The sequence below is a fragment of the Actinosynnema sp. NPDC050801 genome (assembly GCF_040673975.1).
In the GTDB taxonomy this organism is placed as follows: Bacteria; Actinomycetota; Actinomycetes; order Mycobacteriales; family Pseudonocardiaceae; genus Actinosynnema.
Window position 1 is genome coordinate 15,218 of the sequence record NZ_JBFAQZ010000043.1, and the last position, 17,320, is coordinate 32,537.

15 protein-coding genes are annotated in these 17,320 nt (G+C 73.9%); 12 read left to right on the forward strand and 3 right to left on the reverse strand.

The features are described from left to right. The first annotated feature begins 95 nt into the window (after nucleotides 1–95). From rpoZ to ggt, 6 genes are all read left to right on the forward strand, one after another. Nucleotides 96–374 carry a DNA-directed RNA polymerase subunit omega gene (gene rpoZ / locus AB0K14_RS40205; RefSeq protein WP_053721631.1) on the forward strand — a complete coding sequence of 93 codons (279 nt, stop codon included), beginning with the start codon at nucleotides 96–98 and terminating at the stop codon, nucleotides 372–374. Further along, nucleotides 371–1,609, forward strand: coding sequence for a bifunctional phosphopantothenoylcysteine decarboxylase/phosphopantothenate--cysteine ligase CoaBC (gene coaBC, locus AB0K14_RS40210; protein ID WP_360449715.1), 1,239 nt, complete (start codon nucleotides 371–373; stop codon nucleotides 1,607–1,609). Before rpoZ ends, coaBC begins: the two co-directional genes overlap by 4 nt. A gap of 64 nt (nucleotides 1,610–1,673) precedes the next feature. Next, the gene (gene metK / locus AB0K14_RS40215) at nucleotides 1,674–2,876 is read left to right on the forward strand and encodes a methionine adenosyltransferase (protein WP_360449718.1); all 1,203 of its coding nucleotides are present in this window, start codon (nucleotides 1,674–1,676) and stop codon (nucleotides 2,874–2,876) included. Then, complete coding sequence (locus AB0K14_RS40220) at nucleotides 2,869–4,230, forward strand: hypothetical protein (RefSeq protein WP_360449720.1); 1,362 nt, start codon at nucleotides 2,869–2,871, stop codon at nucleotides 4,228–4,230. The genes metK and AB0K14_RS40220 overlap by 8 nt, the downstream gene beginning before the upstream one ends. Nucleotides 4,231–4,354: 124 nt before the next feature. After that, nucleotides 4,355–6,340, forward strand: a complete 1,986-nt coding sequence (locus tag AB0K14_RS40225; protein ID WP_360449723.1) for a primosomal protein N' — start codon at nucleotides 4,355–4,357, stop codon at nucleotides 6,338–6,340. A gap of 136 nt (nucleotides 6,341–6,476) precedes the next feature. Next, the gene (gene ggt / locus AB0K14_RS40230; protein WP_360449725.1) at nucleotides 6,477–8,258 is read left to right on the forward strand and encodes a gamma-glutamyltransferase; all 1,782 of its coding nucleotides are present in this window, start codon (nucleotides 6,477–6,479) and stop codon (nucleotides 8,256–8,258) included. A gap of 125 nt (nucleotides 8,259–8,383) precedes the next feature. On the opposite strand, the gene AB0K14_RS40235 is transcribed toward ggt, so the two are convergent. Together AB0K14_RS40235 and AB0K14_RS40240 are read right to left on the reverse strand one after the other, a co-directional pair. Continuing rightward, nucleotides 8,384–9,610, reverse strand: a complete 1,227-nt coding sequence (locus AB0K14_RS40235; protein ID WP_360449727.1) for a hypothetical protein — start codon at nucleotides 9,608–9,610, stop codon at nucleotides 8,384–8,386. After that, nucleotides 9,607–10,182 carry an RNA polymerase sigma factor gene (locus AB0K14_RS40240; RefSeq protein ID WP_360449730.1) on the reverse strand — a complete coding sequence of 192 codons (576 nt, stop codon included), beginning with the start codon at nucleotides 10,180–10,182 and terminating at the stop codon, nucleotides 9,607–9,609. Before AB0K14_RS40240 ends, AB0K14_RS40235 begins: the two co-directional genes overlap by 4 nt. Before the next feature lie 140 nt (nucleotides 10,183–10,322). Here AB0K14_RS40240 and AB0K14_RS40245 point away from each other — a divergent pair, with 140 nt between their 5' ends. The 5 genes from AB0K14_RS40245 to AB0K14_RS40265 all read left to right on the forward strand — a co-directional run bounded on the left by AB0K14_RS40245 (nucleotide 10,323) and on the right by AB0K14_RS40265 (nucleotide 14,287). Continuing rightward, the gene (locus AB0K14_RS40245; RefSeq protein ID WP_360449732.1) at nucleotides 10,323–10,520 is read left to right on the forward strand and encodes a hypothetical protein; all 198 of its coding nucleotides are present in this window, start codon (nucleotides 10,323–10,325) and stop codon (nucleotides 10,518–10,520) included. 46 nt (nucleotides 10,521–10,566) lie between these two features. After that, the gene (gene def, locus AB0K14_RS40250; RefSeq protein ID WP_360449735.1) at nucleotides 10,567–11,109 is read left to right on the forward strand and encodes a peptide deformylase; all 543 of its coding nucleotides are present in this window, start codon (nucleotides 10,567–10,569) and stop codon (nucleotides 11,107–11,109) included. Between the two features lie 260 nt (nucleotides 11,110–11,369). Beyond that, on the forward strand, nucleotides 11,370–12,299 hold the full coding sequence (fmt, locus tag AB0K14_RS40255) for a methionyl-tRNA formyltransferase (RefSeq protein ID WP_360449738.1): 930 nt from the start codon (nucleotides 11,370–11,372) through the stop codon (nucleotides 12,297–12,299). Further along, entirely contained in the window at nucleotides 12,296–13,723 is a 1,428-nt protein-coding gene (locus AB0K14_RS40260) for a transcription antitermination factor NusB (RefSeq protein ID WP_360449741.1), read from the forward strand. The genes fmt and AB0K14_RS40260 overlap by 4 nt, the downstream gene beginning before the upstream one ends. Nucleotides 13,724–13,753: 30 nt before the next feature. Next, complete coding sequence (locus AB0K14_RS40265) at nucleotides 13,754–14,287, forward strand: flavoprotein (protein WP_360449744.1); 534 nt, start codon at nucleotides 13,754–13,756, stop codon at nucleotides 14,285–14,287. 144 nt (nucleotides 14,288–14,431) lie between these two features. Here AB0K14_RS40265 and AB0K14_RS40270 read toward each other — a convergent pair whose 3' ends face one another. Beyond that, nucleotides 14,432–14,782 carry a hypothetical protein gene (locus tag AB0K14_RS40270; RefSeq protein ID WP_360449748.1) on the reverse strand — a complete coding sequence of 117 codons (351 nt, stop codon included), beginning with the start codon at nucleotides 14,780–14,782 and terminating at the stop codon, nucleotides 14,432–14,434. Between AB0K14_RS40270 and AB0K14_RS40275 the strand changes: the two genes are divergently transcribed. Next, the gene (locus AB0K14_RS40275) at nucleotides 14,765–17,158 is read left to right on the forward strand and encodes a LuxR C-terminal-related transcriptional regulator (RefSeq protein ID WP_360449750.1); all 2,394 of its coding nucleotides are present in this window, start codon (nucleotides 14,765–14,767) and stop codon (nucleotides 17,156–17,158) included. The two genes, AB0K14_RS40270 and AB0K14_RS40275, sit on opposite strands and share 18 nt — an antisense overlap. Nucleotides 17,159–17,320: the final 162 nt, after the last annotated feature.

The window sequence follows — 17,320 nt, forward strand, 5'->3', positions numbered from 1 at the left end:
CACGCGCGTCGCGAGGCACGGGACGGTTGTCCCGACACGGTTGTCCTGACCTGGGGCGACACAGACCCACCCCTGAACCGCAGGAGCGTTGACGAGTGACCACGCACACCGAGCTGGGCCCGCTCTCGGGTACTCCGGAGGGCATCACCAACCCGCCGATCGACGACCTGCTGGAGCAGGTCAGCTCGAAGTACGCGCTGGTGATCTACGCGGCCAAGCGCGCGCGGCAGATCAACGACTACTACGCGCAGCTCGGTGAGGGCTTGCTGGAGTACGTCGGTCCGCTGGTCGAGCCGGGCCCGCGCGAGAAGCCGCTGTCGATCGCGCTCCGGGAGATCCACGCGGGTCTGCTCGAGCACACCGAGGGCGAGTGACCGAGGCCGTTGACGCCCCCGACCGCCCCAGGGTCATCCTGGGCGTGGGCGGGGGCATCGCCGCGTACAAGGTGTGCGAGGTGCTGCGCCGGCTCACCGAGTCCGGCCACGCCGTGCGCGTCGTGCCCACGGACGGCGCGCTGAAGTTCGTCGGCGCGGCCACGTTCGAGGCGCTGTCCGGTCAGCCCGTGCAGACCGGCGTGTTCTCCGACGTGCCGTCCGTGCCGCACGTGAAGCTGGGGCAGACCGCCGACCTGGTCGTCGTGGCGCCCGCCACGGCCAACCTGATCGCCAAGGCCGCCCACGGCCTGGCCGACGACCTGCTCACCAACACGCTGCTGACCGCGCGCTGCCCGGTGCTGCTGGTGCCGGCGATGCACACGGAGATGTGGGAGCACCCGGCGACGCAGGCCAACGTGGCGCTGCTGCGCTCGCGCGGCGTGATCGTCGCCGAGCCCGCCAGCGGCAGGCTGACCGGCAAGGACACCGGCAAGGGCAGGCTGCCTGAGCCCGCCGAGATCGTGGACCTGGCCCGGTTGCTGCTGGCGCGCCCCGACGCGCTGCCGCGCGACCTGGAGGGCGTGCACGTGGCGGTGTCGGCGGGCGGCACCCGCGAGCCGCTGGACCCGGTGCGCTTCCTGGGCAACCGCTCGTCCGGCCGGCAGGGCTACGCGCTGGCCCGGGTCGCCGCCCAGCGCGGCGCGCGGGTGACGCTGGTCGCCGCGCACACCGCCGACCTGGTCGCGCCCGCCGGGGTGGACGTCGTGCGCGTCGGCTCCGCGCTGGAGCTGCGTGACGCGATGCACTCCGTCGCCGCCGCGGCCGACGTCGTGGTGATGGCCGCCGCCGTCGCCGACTTCCGGCCGGTCGACCTGGTCGAGCACAAGATCAAGAAGACCGATCGGGATCCCGAACCCGTCGCGCTCACCCGCAACCCCGACATCCTGGCCGAGCTGGTCGCCGCGCGACGGCCCGGGCAGGTCGTCGTCGGGTTCGCGGCCGAGACCGGTGACGCCGGCGCCGGAGTGCTTGAGTACGGTCGCGCGAAGCTCAAGCGCAAGGGCTGCGACTGGCTCGTGGTCAACGCCGTGGGCGACGGCCGGGCGTTCGAGGTCGAGGACAACGCCGGTTGGCTGCTGTCCGCCGACGGGGCCGAGAGCCCCATCCCGCACGGTTCGAAGTCGCGACTGGCGTCCGCATTGTGGGACGCGGTCGCACCGACCGTCGAACGGTGACGGAGCGCCCCGGAGCGCTGAGTAAGCTTGAAAGCCATTCGCAGATCGACAGTTAGGGAGTGTCGTGGGTCAGCACAGCAGCAGGCTGTTCACCAGTGAGTCGGTGACCGAAGGGCACCCCGACAAGATCTGCGACGCCATCAGCGACTCCATCCTCGACGCGCTGCTGGCCAAGGACCCGCGCTCGCGGGTCGCGGTGGAGACGATGGTCACCACCGGCCAGGTGCACGTGGCGGGCGAGGTGACCACCGAGGCCTACGCCGACATCCCGTCGATCGTGCGGGAGAAGATCGTCGAGATCGGCTACGACTCGTCGGCCAAGGGCTTCGACGGCTTCTCGTGCGGCGTGAACGTGGCGATCGGCTCCCAGTCGCCCGACATCGCGCAGGGCGTCGACACCGCGTTCGAGAAGCGGGTCGAGGGCACCGAAGACGAGATCGCCAAGCAGGGCGCGGGCGACCAGGGCCTCATGTTCGGCTACGCCTGCACCGACACCCCCGAGCTGATGCCGCTGCCGATCGCGCTGGCGCACCGGCTGTCGCGCCGGCTGACCGCGGTCCGCAAGGACGGCACCGTGCCGTACCTGCGCCCCGACGGCAAGACCCAGGTCACCATCGAGTACGCGGGCGACCAGCCGGTGCGGCTCGACACCGTCGTGGTGTCCAGCCAGCACGCCGACGGGATCGACCTGGAGAAGCTGCTCGGCGTCGACGTGCGCGAGCACGTGGTGGCCCCGGAGATCGCCGAGCTCGGCCTGGACACCTCCGACGTGCGGCTGCTGGTCAACCCCACCGGCCGGTTCGTCATCGGCGGCCCGATGGGTGACGCCGGCCTGACCGGCCGCAAGATCATCGTCGACACCTACGGCGGCATGGCCCGCCACGGCGGCGGCGCGTTCTCCGGCAAGGACCCGTCGAAGGTGGACCGGTCCGCGGCGTACGCGATGCGCTGGGTGGCGAAGAACGCGGTGGCCGCGGGCCTGGCCACGCGCATCGAGGTGCAGGTGGCGTACGCCATCGGCAAGGCCGCCCCGGTGGGTCTGTTCGTGGAGACCTTCGGCACCGAGACGGTGGACCCGACCAAGATCCAGCAGGCGATCGGCGAGGTCTTCGACCTGCGCCCGGCCGCGATCATCCGCGACCTGGACCTGCTGCGCCCGATCTACGCGCCGACCGCCGCGTACGGCCACTTCGGCCGCACCGACGTCGAGCTGCCGTGGGAGAGCACCGACCGCGCCGACGCCCTGCGCGCCGCCGCGGGTGCGTGACGCGCTAACCACGCGCCTGGTCCGCGGCGAGGACGTGGACCTCGACGGCGCCGAACTGCCCGCGTCGCTGATCCGGGACCTGCTGACCGACGAACTCGACCAGCGGGGCCTGCGGATCAGCGGCGCGCGCGTCTCCGGGCAACTGGACCTGTCGGACGTCGTGGTCTCGCGGCCGGTGGTGCTGCGGGACTGCACGACCGACGAGCCGGTGCTGCTGGACCGGGCGCGGCTGACGTCGCTCGACCTGAGCGGCCTGGTCGCGCCCTCGGTGTCCGCGCCGTGGCTCAAGCTGGACCACTACCTGCTGCTCAAGCAGGCCCGGCTGGAGGGCGGCGCCGGCTGGGCCCTCGACCTGGGCGAGGCGTCGATCGGCGGCCACCTCAGCCTGTCCGGGGCGCACCTGCGGTCCGAGCACGAGTACGCCGTGCACGCGGTCAAGCTGCGCACCGGCAGCCACCTGTACCTCGACGACGTCCGGGTGGTCGGCACGGTCCGGCTCGACGGCGCGCGGCTGGGCGGGAACCTCGACGGCCGCGGCGCGCACCTGCACTCCGAGCGCGCCTCGGCGTTGCTCGGCGTGGACATGCAGCTGGACGACAGCGTGGTGCTGCGCGACGCGCGCGTGACGACCGGGTCCGAACGGCACGCGGCGGTGCGCATCCGCGGCGCCCGGATCGGCGGTCAGCTGGTGCTGCGCGGCGCCGCGTTGCGCGGCGCGGTCGCGCTGGACGTGAAGCAGGTCCGGGTGGGCACGGAGGTGCTGCTCCCGCCGGACGGCCTGGACGGTCTGGTGGAGCTCGACGGGCTCACGTACTCGGGTGTGCCGCGCGACGCGACGGTGGACGAGTGGCTGGACATGCTCGCCCGGCGCACGCCGGTGTACGCCAGCCAGCCCTACGTGCACCTCGCCGCCGCGAACCAGGCCGCGGGCAACGAGCGGGACGTGCGGCGGATCCGGGTCGCGCAGCAGCGGGACCTGCTCCGGCGCGGTCGGCTGACCAGGTGGGGCCGGGTGTGGCACCGGATCACCGGTGCCACCGTCGGGTACGGCTACCGGCCCGCCGTCGCGCTGGTGTGGCTGCTCGGCACCCTGGCCGCGGCGGTCGTGCTGATCGCCGGGATCGCCGGACCGGCCGGGCTGGTGCGGTCGTGCTCCGCCGTCGAGCAGGTCGGGCACGCGCTGAACGCCGTGACGCCGCTGGCGAAGCCGGAGGGCGTGCGCTGCCAGGTCGTCACCACCACCGGCCTCGGCCAGGCCGTGGTGGTCTCGACGTGGGTGCTGCAGCTGCTGGCCTGGGCTTTCGCCACGTTGTTCGTCGCGGGTTTCACCGGCCTGGTCCGCAAGACCTCCTGACGGGGACGGCGGCCGCGTCGACCACCCGTTCGTGATCTTGCGTAACTCGAACACGTGTTCGATACTGGTCTTGTGACCCGATGTCCCCTGAGCGTCCACCACGGTCTCTGGTAGACCACCACCCGTGGCGGGCAAGGCGACTACCAGGCGCGGCGAGCAGGTTCCCGCCGCCGCGCTGCCGGTTGCCCGCGTGTGCGTGGACGTGCCGCTGGCGCACCTGGACCGGCCGTTCGACTACCAGGTGTCCACCGAGCAGGACGCGGACGCGGTGCCCGGCTGCCGGGTGCGGGTGCGGTTCGCGGGCCAGTTGGTGGACGGCTACCTGCTGGAGCGGGTGGAGTCCTCCGAGTACGGGCGCAAGCTGACCTTCCTGGACCGGGTGATCTCGCCCGAGCCGGTGCTGTCGCCGGAGGTGGCGGAGCTGGCGCGGGCGGTGGCGGACCGGTACGCCGGGTCGTTGATCGACGTGCTGCGAATGGCGATCCCGCCCCGGCACGCGCGCGTGGAGGCCAAGCCCTCGGCCGAGCCGGCGCCGGTGCCGCTGGCGCCGTCGGAGGAGGGGTGGGCGCGGTACCCGTTCGGCCCGAACCTGCTGGACGCGCTGCGCTCCGGCCGGGCCGCGCGGGCGGTGTGGCAGGCGCTGCCCGCCGAGGACTGGCCCGCCCGCGTGGCCGAGGCGGTGGCGTCGATGGCGAGCACCGGCAAGGGCGCGCTGGTGGTCGTGCCGGACCACCGCGACCTGGCCAGGCTGCGGGACGCGTGCGCGGCGCTGGTGGGCGAGGCGGGCGTGGTGACGTTGTCGGCGGACCTCGGGCCGTCCGAGCGGTACAAGCGGTGGTTGGCCGTGCGGCGGGGGTCGGTGCGGGTGGTGCTGGGCACGCGCGGTGCGGCCTTCGCGCCGGTCCACGACCTCGGGCTGGTGGCCGTCTGGGACGACGGCGACGACCTGCACGCCGAACCGCGGATGCCTTACCCGAACGTGCGCGACGTGCTGGTGCAGCGCTCGCACCTCACCGGCGCGTCCCTGCTCATCGGCGGTTTCGCCCGGACCGCCGAGGCGCAGCTGCTGGTCGACAGCGGTTGGGCGCACGAGGTGGTCGCGGCCCGCGACACGCTGCGGTCGGTCGCGCCGCGGGTGGCGGCGGTGGGCGACCACGAGTGGCAGGAGGTGAAGGACGCGGCGGCCAGGTCGGCCAGGCTGCCGTCGATCGCGTTCGACGCGGCACGGGCCGCGCTGTCGGCCGACACCCCGGTGCTCATCCAGGTGCCCCGGCGCGGGTACGTGCCCGCCCTGGCCTGCGGGCAGTGCCGGTCGCCCGCCCGCTGCCGCCGGTGCGCGGGCCCGCTGGCCCTGCCGGGCGGCACCCAGGACGGTGTGCCGAGGCCCGCCTACTGCCGTTGGTGCGGCGCCACCGAAGCCGCGTACCGCTGCCCGAACTGCGGCTCGCGCAGGCTGCGCGGCCAGGTCATCGGCGCCCGCCGCACGGCCGAGGAGCTGGGGCGGGCGTTCAGCGGCGTCCCGGTCCGCACGTCGGGCGGCGACGAGGTGCTGTCCACCGTTCCGGGCGGCCGCTCCCTGGTGGTGGCCACACCGGGCGCGGAACCGCTCGCCGAGGGCGGCTACGGCGCGGCACTGCTGCTGGACGGCTGGGCGCTGCTCGGTCGGGCCGACCTGCGCGCGGCGGAGGAGGCGTTGCGCCGTTGGATGACCGCGGCGGCCCTGGTCCACGCGGCGGGCCGGGTGGTCGTGGTCGCGGACTCGTCGTTGGCCCCGGTGCAGGCGCTGGTCCGCTGGGACCCGGTGTGGCACGCCCGGCAGGAGCTGGCGGCACGGGCCGAGCTGGGGTTCCCGCCGGCCGTGCGGATGGCGACCGTGGACGGCGCGCCGGACGCGCTGGCCGGTGTCCTGGAGGAGCTGCGCCTGCCGCCGACGGGCGAGGTCCTGGGCCCGGTGCCGCTGTCGGAGGACAAGGAACGCGCCCTCGTCCGGGTGTCCAGGACGGAGGGCCGCGCGCTGGCCACGGTGCTGGCCGAGGTCCTGGCGGTGCGCAGCGCCCGCAAGGAGCCGGACGTGGTGCGGGTGAAGGTGGACCCGCTCGAAGTGCTCTGAGTCGGTCGAGTGTTCCGGGCTGTCCGAGTGTTCCGGGCTGTCCGAGTGTTCTGGGCTGTCCGAGTGTTCCGGCGCGCCGCCGACGAGGGCACTCCGGGTGGTTCTGCTTTCCGCCGGCGTGGAGTAGAAGGGAACGATGCTCCGGTCGACTGTCACCAGCGTCCTCGCATCACTCCTCGTCGCACCACTCCTGCCCGCCACCGCCTGGGCCGCCACCGACGCGCCGCGCGTCCCCGAAGCCGTCGGCTTCGGCGGCGTGGTGTCCAGCGTCGACCCCGACGCCTCGCAGATCGGCGTCGACGTCCTGCGCCGCGGCGGCAACGCGGTCGACGCCGCGGTCGCCGTGGCCGCCGCGCTGGGCGTCACCGACCCGTTCTCGGCCGGCATCGGCGGTGGCGGGTTCCTCGTGCACTACGACGCCCGCACCCACCGCGTGTCCACAGTGGATGGGCGGGAGACGGCGCCGTCGTCCGCCGACGCCGAGCTGTTCGTCGAGAACGGCGTGACGATCCCGTTCGCGGAGGCCGTGACCAGCGGGTTGTCCGTCGGCGTCCCCGGCACGCCGCGCACGTGGCAGCGTGCGCTCCAGCGGTGGGGCACATGGTCGCTCGACCGGGCCGTCCGCCCCGCCGAGGAGCTGGCCAGGCGCGGCTTCACCGTCGACGCCACGTTCCACCGCCAGGTCACCGACAACGCGGCCCGGTTCGCCGACTTCACCTCGACCGGCGCGCTGTACCTGCCCGGCGGCACGCCGCCCGCGGTCGGCAGCACGTTCCGCAACCCCGACCTCGCCGACACCTACCGCGAGCTGCGGGAGGACGGCGTGTCCGCGTTCTACCGCGGTGACGTGGGCCGCGACCTGGTCCGCGCGGTCCGGCAGCCGCCGGTCGTGGCGGGCGCCACCCGACAGGTCCGGGCGGGCGACATGACGGAGGCGGACCTGGCCCGGTACGACGCGCCGCTGCGCGAACCCACCCGCGTCCGCTACCGCGACTTCGACGTGTTCGGCATGGCGCCGCCCTCGTCCGGCGGCACGACCGTCGGCGAGGCGTTGAACATCCTGGAGACCACCGACCTCTCGGCCGAGACGCAGGTCCAGTACCTGCACCGGTTCCTGGAGGCGAGCAGGCTGTCGTTCGCCGACCGCAACCGGTGGGTGGGCGACCCGGCGTTCAGCGACGTGCCGACCCGGGAGCTGCTCTCGCAGCGGTTCGCCGACAGCCGGGCCTGCCTGATCTCGCCGACGACGGCCATGACCGGCGCGGTCGCGCCGGGCGACCCGCGCAACCCGGCGCCCTGCGCGGTGGCCGGTGAGCCGGTCGCCACGCCGTACGAGGGCACGGACACCACGCACCTCACCGTCGCCGACCGCTGGGGCAACGTGGTCGCCTACACCCTGACCATCGAGCAGGAGGGCGGCAGCGGCATCGTGGTGCCCGGCCGCGGGTTCCTGCTCAACAATGAGCTGACCGACTTCTCGTTCACCCCGGTCACGCCGGGTGTGCCGGACCCGAACCTGCCCGGACCGGGCAAGCGCCCCCGCTCGTCGATGACGCCGACGATCGTGCTGCACCACGGCAAGCCGGTGCTCGCCCTGGGCTCACCCGGTGGCGCGAGCATCATCACCACGGTGCTCCAGGTGCTGACCCGGCGGCTCGACCGCGGCACGGGCCTGGTCGAGGCCATCGCCGCGCCGCGGGCGTCCCAGCGCAACGCCACCTCCACGCAGGCGGAGGCGGCGTTCCTCGCGGGCGCGGAGGCCGAGCCGTTGCGCGGCCTGGGCCACCGCTTCACCTCGGCCAACGAGATCGGCGCGGTCACCGCGGTCGAACGGCTCCCCGACGGCCGGTGGCGTGCGGCGGCGGAGACGTCGAGGCGCGGCGGTGGGGCGGCTCGGGCGGTGTGGCCGACGCCGTGACCTGACGTGGCCCATGGCGGGTGGCGCGTGGCGCGACGTGGTGGGGTGCGAGGTGGCGGGCTCGCGCCGTGACCTGAGTGGTGTGGCCCCACCCGACCCCTCGTGCGGGTGGGGCCACACGCGTCTCATTCCAGCGTGAAGGTCGTGCTGACGTTCTGCCGGAACAAGACCCGGACCACGAAGCCCTTGGTGAGGCTCCGTGCCGTGAATGGCGGCTGACCGTCCAGGCGGGCCGCGAAGGTGCCGTCCCGCAGGACCGCCTGCGCGGTCCGGCCCTGCGGGTCGGTGACCTCCACACCGATCACCTGCGTGGTGTCGACCGTGCCGCCCAGCAGCACGGTCGCCTGGCTGGGGTCGGACGCGTAGCCGGTGACGTGCCGCAACCGGAACATGGCGTCGCCCTGGTGCGGCGGGTCGTCCTCGGGGACCGCGCTGCTGCCCCGGCCGTGGTAGACCTGGCAGTACGCGGTCCGCCCGGCCCCGTCGTGCATCACCAGCAGGGCGTTGACGTCGGCCGCCGTGGCCGCGCCGGGACGCCACCGCAGCGGATCACCCACCCACGACTCGCCGTCCCGCATCGACTCGTCCAGGCACTGGGCCACGGCCGGGTCACCCGGGGGCATCGCGTCCTGCCGCACCGACCACGACGCCTGGTCCGGGAGCGCCGCCGTCGAGATCTCCGCCTCGGCCGGCCCGGACGGCGTGGTGAACGTCAGCACCATCCAGGTGGCGCTCTGCGGGATGACGAACAGGTCCTCGACCTCCGAGACGGCGACCGGCAGCACCACCCCGACCTGCGCGCCCGTGACCGCCTCCACCCGGCTGGTGCCGGGGCCCTTGCGGCCGACGATCACACCGCTGCCGGAGCTCCAGAGCAGCGACGCGGCGGAGCCCGCCACCGGGACCGGGCCGATCCCGGGCTTGTCGTGCGTGATCGACGTGTAGGTGATCTCGCAGAACCGGTCGGCGCCGGTGACGAGGATCCGCCGACCCGGCAGGCCGATGGTGAACCGCACGTCCGCCGGGGGGAACCCGCACCGCGCCGCGTCGTCGCCGGTCGCCTTCGGTACGACCGAGACGGCGGCCTGGGCGCCCACCGTGACCGACGGCGAGGTGGGCGGCCCGACCACGCCGGTGTCGTGGTGCCGGTTGGACTCGGCGAACTGGACGGACTGGGTGAAGATCACCCCACCGGCAGCCAGCGCCGCGACGGCAGCCGCAGCCGCCGCGGCGGCCAGCGGCGCCCGTGCCCTGCCCGTGCCCAGGACGCCTCGGCGCAGGCGTTCGCGCACGTCAGGTGGCATCGGACGGCGCGGCGGCAGGTCCGGCAAGGTCAGGTCCGGTTCGCTCATCGCTCCTCCACGGCACGCAGTCGGGCGCGGGCCCGCGAGATCCGCGAGCGCACGCTCACCTCGGCGACGCCGAGCACCTCGGCGGCCTCGGCTGTGGACAGCTCGCCCAGCAGGACCAGCTCCACGGCCTCCCGTTCGGCCCGGGGCAACGAAGCCACCACGTCCAACACCCGGCGCAACGCGCGGTCGTCGTCCACCGAGGCGACGACCCGCTCGGCGTGGTCGGGCACCACGTCGTCCCCCGGGATCCGCTGCAACGCGCGTCTGAACCGGCCCAGGCGGCGGAACTCGGTGCGCGCCAGGTTGCCCGCCACGGTGTAGAGCCACGGCAGGGCGCTGTCCCGGACGAGGGTGATGTCGGACCGCCGCCGCCACGCGGCCAGGAACGTGGCGGAGGTCAGGTCCTCGGCCAGCGACCACGACGCGGTCAACCGGTAGGCGTGGTTCCACACCGCCTCGGCGTGCCGGTCGAACAGCGCGGCGAACGCGGGCTTGTCGCCGCGCGCCCACAGCTCCGCGTCGGTGTCTGGCACCCGTGCTGCCCCCTGCCGGCCCGATGTCGCAGCAGTCATGCCAGTAGGTAGCCGCAGCCACCCCCTGCGTTGCACTCGACCTCATACCGGGGGATGAGGGCGGTCCGCTACTCCGAGCGGACGCCCGCCGACGGCCGGGGAGCGCACGCTGGAGGCACACGAGGAGCTGAGGAGCCGGCATGACCACGATCACCATGACATCCAGGACGACCGCGGCAAGGCAGCCCACGGCCGGGCGGCCCACGGCCGGTGCGGTGATCCCGGTGCCGGTGCCGGTGCCGGTGCCGGTGCCGGTCGTGACGGCGACCCGGTTCCTGGGGCACCTCCTGGCGGCGCTGGTCGGCGTCGCGTTCCTCGGCCGTGACCTGGAGCACTGAGCGGACTTTCGTAGACTGGGAGCTCCCCAGGCTTCGAGGAGTGCGCGTGACCGTCCAACCGATCCGGCTGTTCGGCGACCCGGTGCTGCGGACTCCCGCCGTCGAGGTCACCGACTTCGACGCGGAGCTGCGCAAGCTGGTCAAGGACCTGTGGGACACGATGAGCGACGCCGGCGGCGCCGGGCTCGCCGCGCCCCAGCTCGGTGTGGGGCTGCGCGTGTTCACCTATCACTGCGACGGGTTCGCCGGGCACGTGGTCAACCCGACGTTCGACGTCGTCGGCGAGGAGGAGCAGGACGGTCCCGAGGGCTGCCTGTCCATCCCCGGCATGTCGTGGGACTGCCGCCGCCACCAGCACGTGGTGGCCAAGGGCTGGAACATGCACGGCGAGCCGATCGAGGTCGAGGGCACGGACCTGCTGGCGCGCTGCATCCAGCACGAGACCGACCACCTCGACGGCGTGCTCTTCCTCGACCGCCTGGACGACCAGACGCGCAAGGAGGCCATGCGGGCCATCCGGCAGCAGTCGTGGTTCGACGGCGGTGTGCCGACGATCAAGCAGTCACCCCATCCGCTGTTCGGGGTTTGATTGCCCCTGCTTCGCAGATGGCGGCTCGGTCGCCTGGAAGTCGACGCGACCTCGCGGGTCGCTCGGGTGGAGGTGTGGGGGCGGTCGGCGGGACCTCGGGTGGGGTGGGGGAGTGGTCGGTGACCTCGCGGAGTGGTGGGCTCGTGGGGCTCTCCTAGACTTGGGGTCTGCGGGTCCGCAGGAGATACGAGGAGAGTGCGTGTTCGTCCAAGAAGTCCGGCTGTCCCGTCCGAGTCCCGACCTGTGCGGAGGGGCCTGACATGCGGCTGGTCTTCGCGGGCACGCCCGAGGTCGCGCTGCCGTCGTTGCGTGCGCTGCTGGACTCCGACCGGCACGAGGTGGTGGCGGTCGTCACCAGGCCGGACGCGCCCGCCGGTCGCGGTCGCCGGGTCGAGCGCTCCCCGGTCGCGGCGCTGGCCGACGAACGCGGCATCGAGGTGCTGACCCCGGCCAAGGCGGGTGACCCGGCGTTCCAGGCGCGGCTGAAGGAGCTGCGGCCCGAGCTGTGCCCGGTGGTGGCCTACGGCGCCCTGCTGCCCGAGTCCGCGCTGGCCATCCCGACCCACGGTTGGGTGAACCTGCACTTCTCGGTGCTGCCCGCCTGGCGTGGCGCGGCGCCCGTGCAGGCGTCCGTGCGGCACGGCGACGACATCACCGGCGCCACCACGTTCCGCATCGTCAAGGAGCTGGACGCGGGCCCGGTCTACGGCGTGGTGACCGAGCAGGTGCGCGAGCGGGACACCGCCGGTGAGCTCCTCGGCAGGCTGGCCGAGTCCGGCGCGAAGCTGCTGATGTCCACTGTGGACGGTATCGCGGACGGCACGCTGCGGCCGGTCGAGCAGCCCCACGAGGGTGTGAGCTACGCGCCCAAGGTGACCGTGGACGACGGCCGGTTGGATTTCGGCACGCCCGCCGCCGCGATCGACCGGGTGGCCCGCGCGGTGACGCCGGACCCCGGCGCGTGGGCGGAGTTCCGCGGTGAACGGCTCAAGCTCGGTCCGGTCGTGCCGGCCGAGGTGGAGGAACCGCTCGCACCCGGTGAGATCCGGGTGGAGCGCAAGCGCGTGCTCGTCGGCACGGCCACCGACCCGGTGGTGCTGGGCGACGTGCAGGCACAGGGCAAGAAGCGGATGTCGGCGACCGACTGGGCGCGCGGCGTCCGGATCGAGGCGGGGGAGCGGATTTCATGACCCAGAGGTCTTCGCGTCCATCCCGGCCGCAACGGGCACACCCACCGCGCGGGCGCACCGGCCCGGCCCGACCGCCGGTGGAGGACCCGGCGCGGCAGGCCGCGCTGGACACGTTGCGCGCCGTCCGCCAGCGCGACGCCTACGCGAACCTGGTGCTGCCGGGCATCCTGCGGGAACGTCGGATCACCGGGCGTGACGCGGCCCTGGCGACCGAGCTGACCTACGGGTCGCTGCGCGCGCAGGGGTTGCTGGACGCGGTGCTGGCGGCGTGCACCGACCGACCGCTGTCCGAAGTGGACGGTGCGGTGCTGGACGCGCTGCGGCTGGGCGTCTACCAGCTGCTGCGCACGCGCATCCCGGCGCACGCGGCGGTGGCGTCGACGGTGGACCTGGTGCGGGCCGACCGGGGTTCGGGCGCGGCGGGCTTCGCGAACGCGGTGCTGCGCAGGGTCACGGGGCAGGACGAGGCCGCCTGGGTCGAGGAGGTCGCGCCGGACGAGGACACCGACCCGATCGGGTACCTGGCCATGGCGAACGCGCACCCCCGGTGGATCGCACAGGCGTTCGCGGAAGCGCTGGGCAGCCGTGGTGAGCCGTTGCGCGAGGCGCTGGTCGCCGACGACATGCGGCCGGCGGTGCACCTGGCGGCCAGGCCCGGTGAGTGCGGTGCGGACGAGTTGGCCGCCATGACCGGCGGCACGGTCGCGCCGTACTCGCCGTTCGGGGTGCACCTGGACGCGGGTGCGGGCGACCCGGGTGACCTCGACGCGGTGCGCGAGCGGCTGGCGGCGGTGCAGGACGAGGGCAGCCAGCTGTGCGCGGTGGCGTTGACGCGGGTGCCGGTCGAGGGTCGGGACGAGCGGTGGCTGGACCTGTGCGCGGGGCCCGGTGGCAAGGCGGTGCTGCTGGGGTCGCTGGCCCGGATGTCGGGCGCGTCGATGGACGCGGTCGAGAAGGCGCCGCACCGCGCGGACCTGATCCGGAAGGCGGCCGGGGACCTGCCGATCACGGTGCACGTGGCCGACGGCCGGGAGTCCGGGCTGGCGGAGGGCGGGTTCGACCGGGTGCTGGTCGACGCGCCGTGCACGGGCTTGGGCGCCCTGCGGCGGCGGCCGGAGGCCCGGTGGCGGCGACAGCCCTCGGATGTCGCGCCGCTGGCGCGGCTGCAGCGCGAGCTGCTGACGGCGGCGTTGTCGCTGGTCCGACCCGGGGGTGTGGTGGCGTACGTGGTCTGCACGCCGCACCTGTCGGAGACGGTGGGCGTGGTCGCCGACGTGGCGCGGCGCACCGAGGCCGAGTGGTTGGACGCGCGCGAGTTCTTCCCCGGCGTGCCCGACCTGGGTGACGGTCCGCAGGTGCAGCTCTGGCCGCACAAGCACGGGACGGACGCGATGTTCTGCGCGATGCTGCGGCGGCCCGCGTAGGTGGTCGGCACCGGGAGTGGTCGCGACGGTGTGAGCGCGCCGGTGCTCGGGGTCGTCGTGTCGGCGGCGGGTGGGGTGGAGGGTTGGCTGGTCGACCGCCTCGCCCGGCCGTTGGCGGCGAAGGGGTGGCGGTTGGCGATCACGTTGACGCCCACCGTCGCCCGGTGGTTGGAGCCGCGGCTGCCGTCGCTCGCGGAGTTGACGGACCTGCCGGTGCGGTGGACCTCGCGCCTGCCGTGGGAGCCGAAGCCGCACCCGGTGCCGGACGCGTTCGTGTTCGCGCCGGCGACGGCGAACTCGCTGGCCAAGCTCGCCCTGGGGATCGCGGACAACCAGGCGCTCACGGTGCTGTGCGAGGCGTTGGGCCGCCGCACGCCGGTGGTGGCGCTGCCGCAGGTGTCCGAGGACCAGTCGGCCCATCCCGCGTTCGGCGGCCACCTGGCCGTGCTGCGCGCCGCCGGGGTGGTCCTCGCGGCCGATCCAGAGTCGGTGGTGCGTGAACTGGATCGGGTCGCGCCATTCGTCGCTTCAGGTGAAAATCGCGGTAACGGCGCGAGTGGCTGAATTGACAGTCAGTCGAGATGCGTAGCAGTCTTGATTGTGTCGAAATTGTACGGCCGGGATCGTGAATGGGCTTCGGTTCTCCGCTTCCTGTCCGCGCCCGGTGGTCTGCTGGCCATCGACGGCCCGCCGTGCTCCGGCAAGACTTCACTGCTGCGCGAGGCGGTCGCGGCGGCCGGTGCCCGCGGGTACGCCGTCGTCCCGGTCTCCGGTGAGCACCTGGCGACGTCGGCCGACGTGGCGGGAGCACTCGATCGGGCGGAAACCGATCGGGTGGACGGCGGCCGAATGGATAGCGGCCGGATGGACGGCGGCCAGGTGGATAGCGGCCGGATGGATAGCGGCCGGATGGATAGCGGCCGGGTCGATAGTGGTCTGATGGATAACGGCCGGGTCGGTAGTGGCCGGGTCGGTAGTGGTCGGGCGGACGGCGGCCAAGGGGATGGCGGTCCGGGGGAAAGCGGTGCGCGGGCGCTGATCGTGATCGACGACGCGCACCGGGATCCGGGCGCGTTGCTCGCGCTGCTGCCCCGGCTGGCGTTGCGACGGGTACCGGCGCTGCTGGCGCTGTCCGGTGAACTCGCCGGGGCGGAGGTCCGCGACGCGCTGGCGGCCCGCGGTGACGTGCTGCGCCTCGGGCCGGTGGACGACGACGCGGTCCTGCGGATGCTCACCGACCTGCTGGACGCGACGCCGCACCCCGACCTGGCGGCGTTCACCGTGGGCGCGGGCGGCAACCTGCGCCTGGTCGCCGCGCTGGTCGCCGGGCTGGCGGAAGAAGGACGGCTCGACCTGCGCGACGGCGTGGCGCGGCCGCGCGGCGGGTGGCTGCCTCGGCGGGTGGGCGCCGTGGTGCGCGGTCAGGTCGACGCGTGGTCGGCCAAGGCCACGCAGGTGCTGCGGGTGGCGGCGGTGATCGGCAGGTCGTTCCCGTTGCAGGACGTGGCCGCGATGATGAACGAGACCACGGGCGCGTTGCTGCCGGCGGTGGACGAGGTGCTGGCCTCCGGGCTGGTGGTGTGTGTCGACGAGCGGCTGGAGTTCGGGTCCGACCTGGTGTGGCGGGCGGTGGTGGACTCGATGCCCGGGTCGGTGCTGCACGCCCTCCGGCACGACGCGGAGGAGTTGCGGGCGGCGGCGGAGGCAGCTCGTTCGGCCCCTGCGGCCCCGGTCGTCGATGTCGCGGAAGGCCTCGACGGGGATGGTGCGGCCGAGCTGGTGCGCCGGGTTCGCGCGTCGGTCGCCAACGGGAAGCTCGGCTCCGCCATCGCGCTGGCCCGGGAGAGCCTGGCGCGCGGCGTGCCCGCCGGTGCGGCGGCGGAGCTGCACCTGGTGCTGGCCGGGATCCTGCTGGCCGACGGGCGGCCCGCCGACGCGGCGTCCGAGATGGAGCACGTGCTCATCACGCGGGGCGTGGGCGAGCCGCTGCGCAGGTTGGCCGAGGCGGGACGGTTGTTGTCGCTGTACTTCGCCACCGGGAGCCCGGCGGGCGCGCACGCGTTGTCGGTGCTCACCACGCGGGACCGGGAGCCGGGTGACGCGGACGTGGTGATGGCCGCGACGGTCCACTCGTGCCTGGAGTGGAACGCCGGGAACCTCGCCGAGGGCGTGTACTGGGCCCGTCAGTCGACCCGGTGGGAACTCGACCGGCCCAGGGCGTGGTGGCAGTCGCAGGCTGAGGTGTCGTACGCGTTGAAGCTGGCCGCGCTCGGCGAGTTCGACCACGCCGAGAGGCTGGTGCGGGATGGCGTGACGTGTGACGGCGAGTCGTGCGACCAGGGCTGCGACGACGAGAACTGCGCCGACGAGGCGGTGAAGACGGGCGCGCCGACGGCCCGGGCGATCGCGCGGGCCAGGGTGCTGGTGCAGGCGGGGCAGTTGGCCCAGGCGTTGACGGCGGCGCGTCGAGGGCTGTCCACGGCGCGCGACCGCGGGTTGCGGATCCTGGTGCCGCTCGCGTCGACGGTGTTGGCGACGGTGGCGTTGCACCGGGGTGAGGTCGCGGCGGCGGCCGAGCACGTGCGTCGGTACCGGGCGGACCTGGCCGGGGGTGAGGCGGTGTTGCACTCCGGGCAGTACGACTGGGTGGAGCTGCTGTTGGCGCACGCCCAAGGCGGGCCGGTGAGGGTCGTGGAGTTGGCGCGTGAGCGGATGGCCGATCACGCCGGTGTCCGGCGGATGCTGATCGAGGAGCCGGGGGCGGCGCCGTGGCTGGTGCGGCAGGCGGTGGTGGTCGGGGACGGCGAGTTGGCCGGTGGTGTCCTGGGGGCGGCGGAGCGGTTGGCCGCGCGCAACCCGGGGTTCGCGGCGGTGTCGGTGGCGGCCGGTCATGCGCGGGCGTTGGTGGAGCGGGACGTGGAGCAGTTGGCGGCGGTGGCGGGGCGGCACCGGCACCCGTGGGCGAAGGCGATCGCGCACGAGGATCTCGCGGGGTTGTCGGCGGAGGCGGGGGACGTCGGTCGGGCGGAGGCGCACACGGCGTTGGCGTTGCGGATCTTCGAGTGGATGGGTGCCGAGGGTGAGTTGCTCCGGTTGCGGGGTGGGGTGGTCGGCGGGGAGGGGGAGGAAATCGGGCGGGGTGGGGACGAGTGGTTCCGGTTGTCCGTGCCGGAGCGTGACATCGCCCGGTTGGTCGGTGCAGGGATGACCAACCGGCAGGTGGCGAAGCAGCTCTTCCTGTCGCCCCACACGGTGAACTACCACCTGCGGGGGATCTTCAAGAAGCTCGGGATCAGTTCGCGGGTGGAGTTGGCTCGGGTTGCGCATGAGCAGGAGAGTCATGAGCAGGAGGGGCGAGGGCAGGGGAGTCGGGAGCAAGGGGGTCGGGAGCAGGGGAGTAGGGAGCAGGAGGGGGTGGAGACGTCGACGGTGTGAGGGCGGGTGAGTTCTCCAGTCCGGCTCGATTTGACATGGGGCCCTTACGGGCACCCCAGGCAGGCCGAAGCCGGGCAGGCCTGGCGGATAAAGCGCCCGCCAAGCCTGCCCGGCTTCGTCCAGCCTATGGCACCCGAACCCATGTCAAATCGGGCCTCGGTG

Excerpts from the sequence above, each read along its gene's own strand:
- AB0K14_RS40260 (WP_360449741.1), top strand. The coding sequence starts at position 12,296 with ATGACCCAGAGGTCTTCGCGTCCATCCCGGCCGCAACGGGCACACCCA.
- ggt (WP_360449725.1), top strand. The coding sequence starts at position 6,477 with ATGCTCCGGTCGACTGTCACCAGCGTCCTCGCATCACTCCTCGTCGCA.
- AB0K14_RS40240 (WP_360449730.1), bottom strand. The coding sequence starts at position 10,182 with ATGACTGCTGCGACATCGGGCCGGCAGGGGGCAGCACGGGTGCCAGAC.
- fmt (WP_360449738.1), top strand. The coding sequence starts at position 11,370 with ATGCGGCTGGTCTTCGCGGGCACGCCCGAGGTCGCGCTGCCGTCGTTG.
- AB0K14_RS40245 (WP_360449732.1), top strand. The coding sequence starts at position 10,323 with ATGACCACGATCACCATGACATCCAGGACGACCGCGGCAAGGCAGCCC.
- AB0K14_RS40235 (WP_360449727.1), bottom strand. The coding sequence starts at position 9,610 with ATGAGCGAACCGGACCTGACCTTGCCGGACCTGCCGCCGCGCCGTCCG.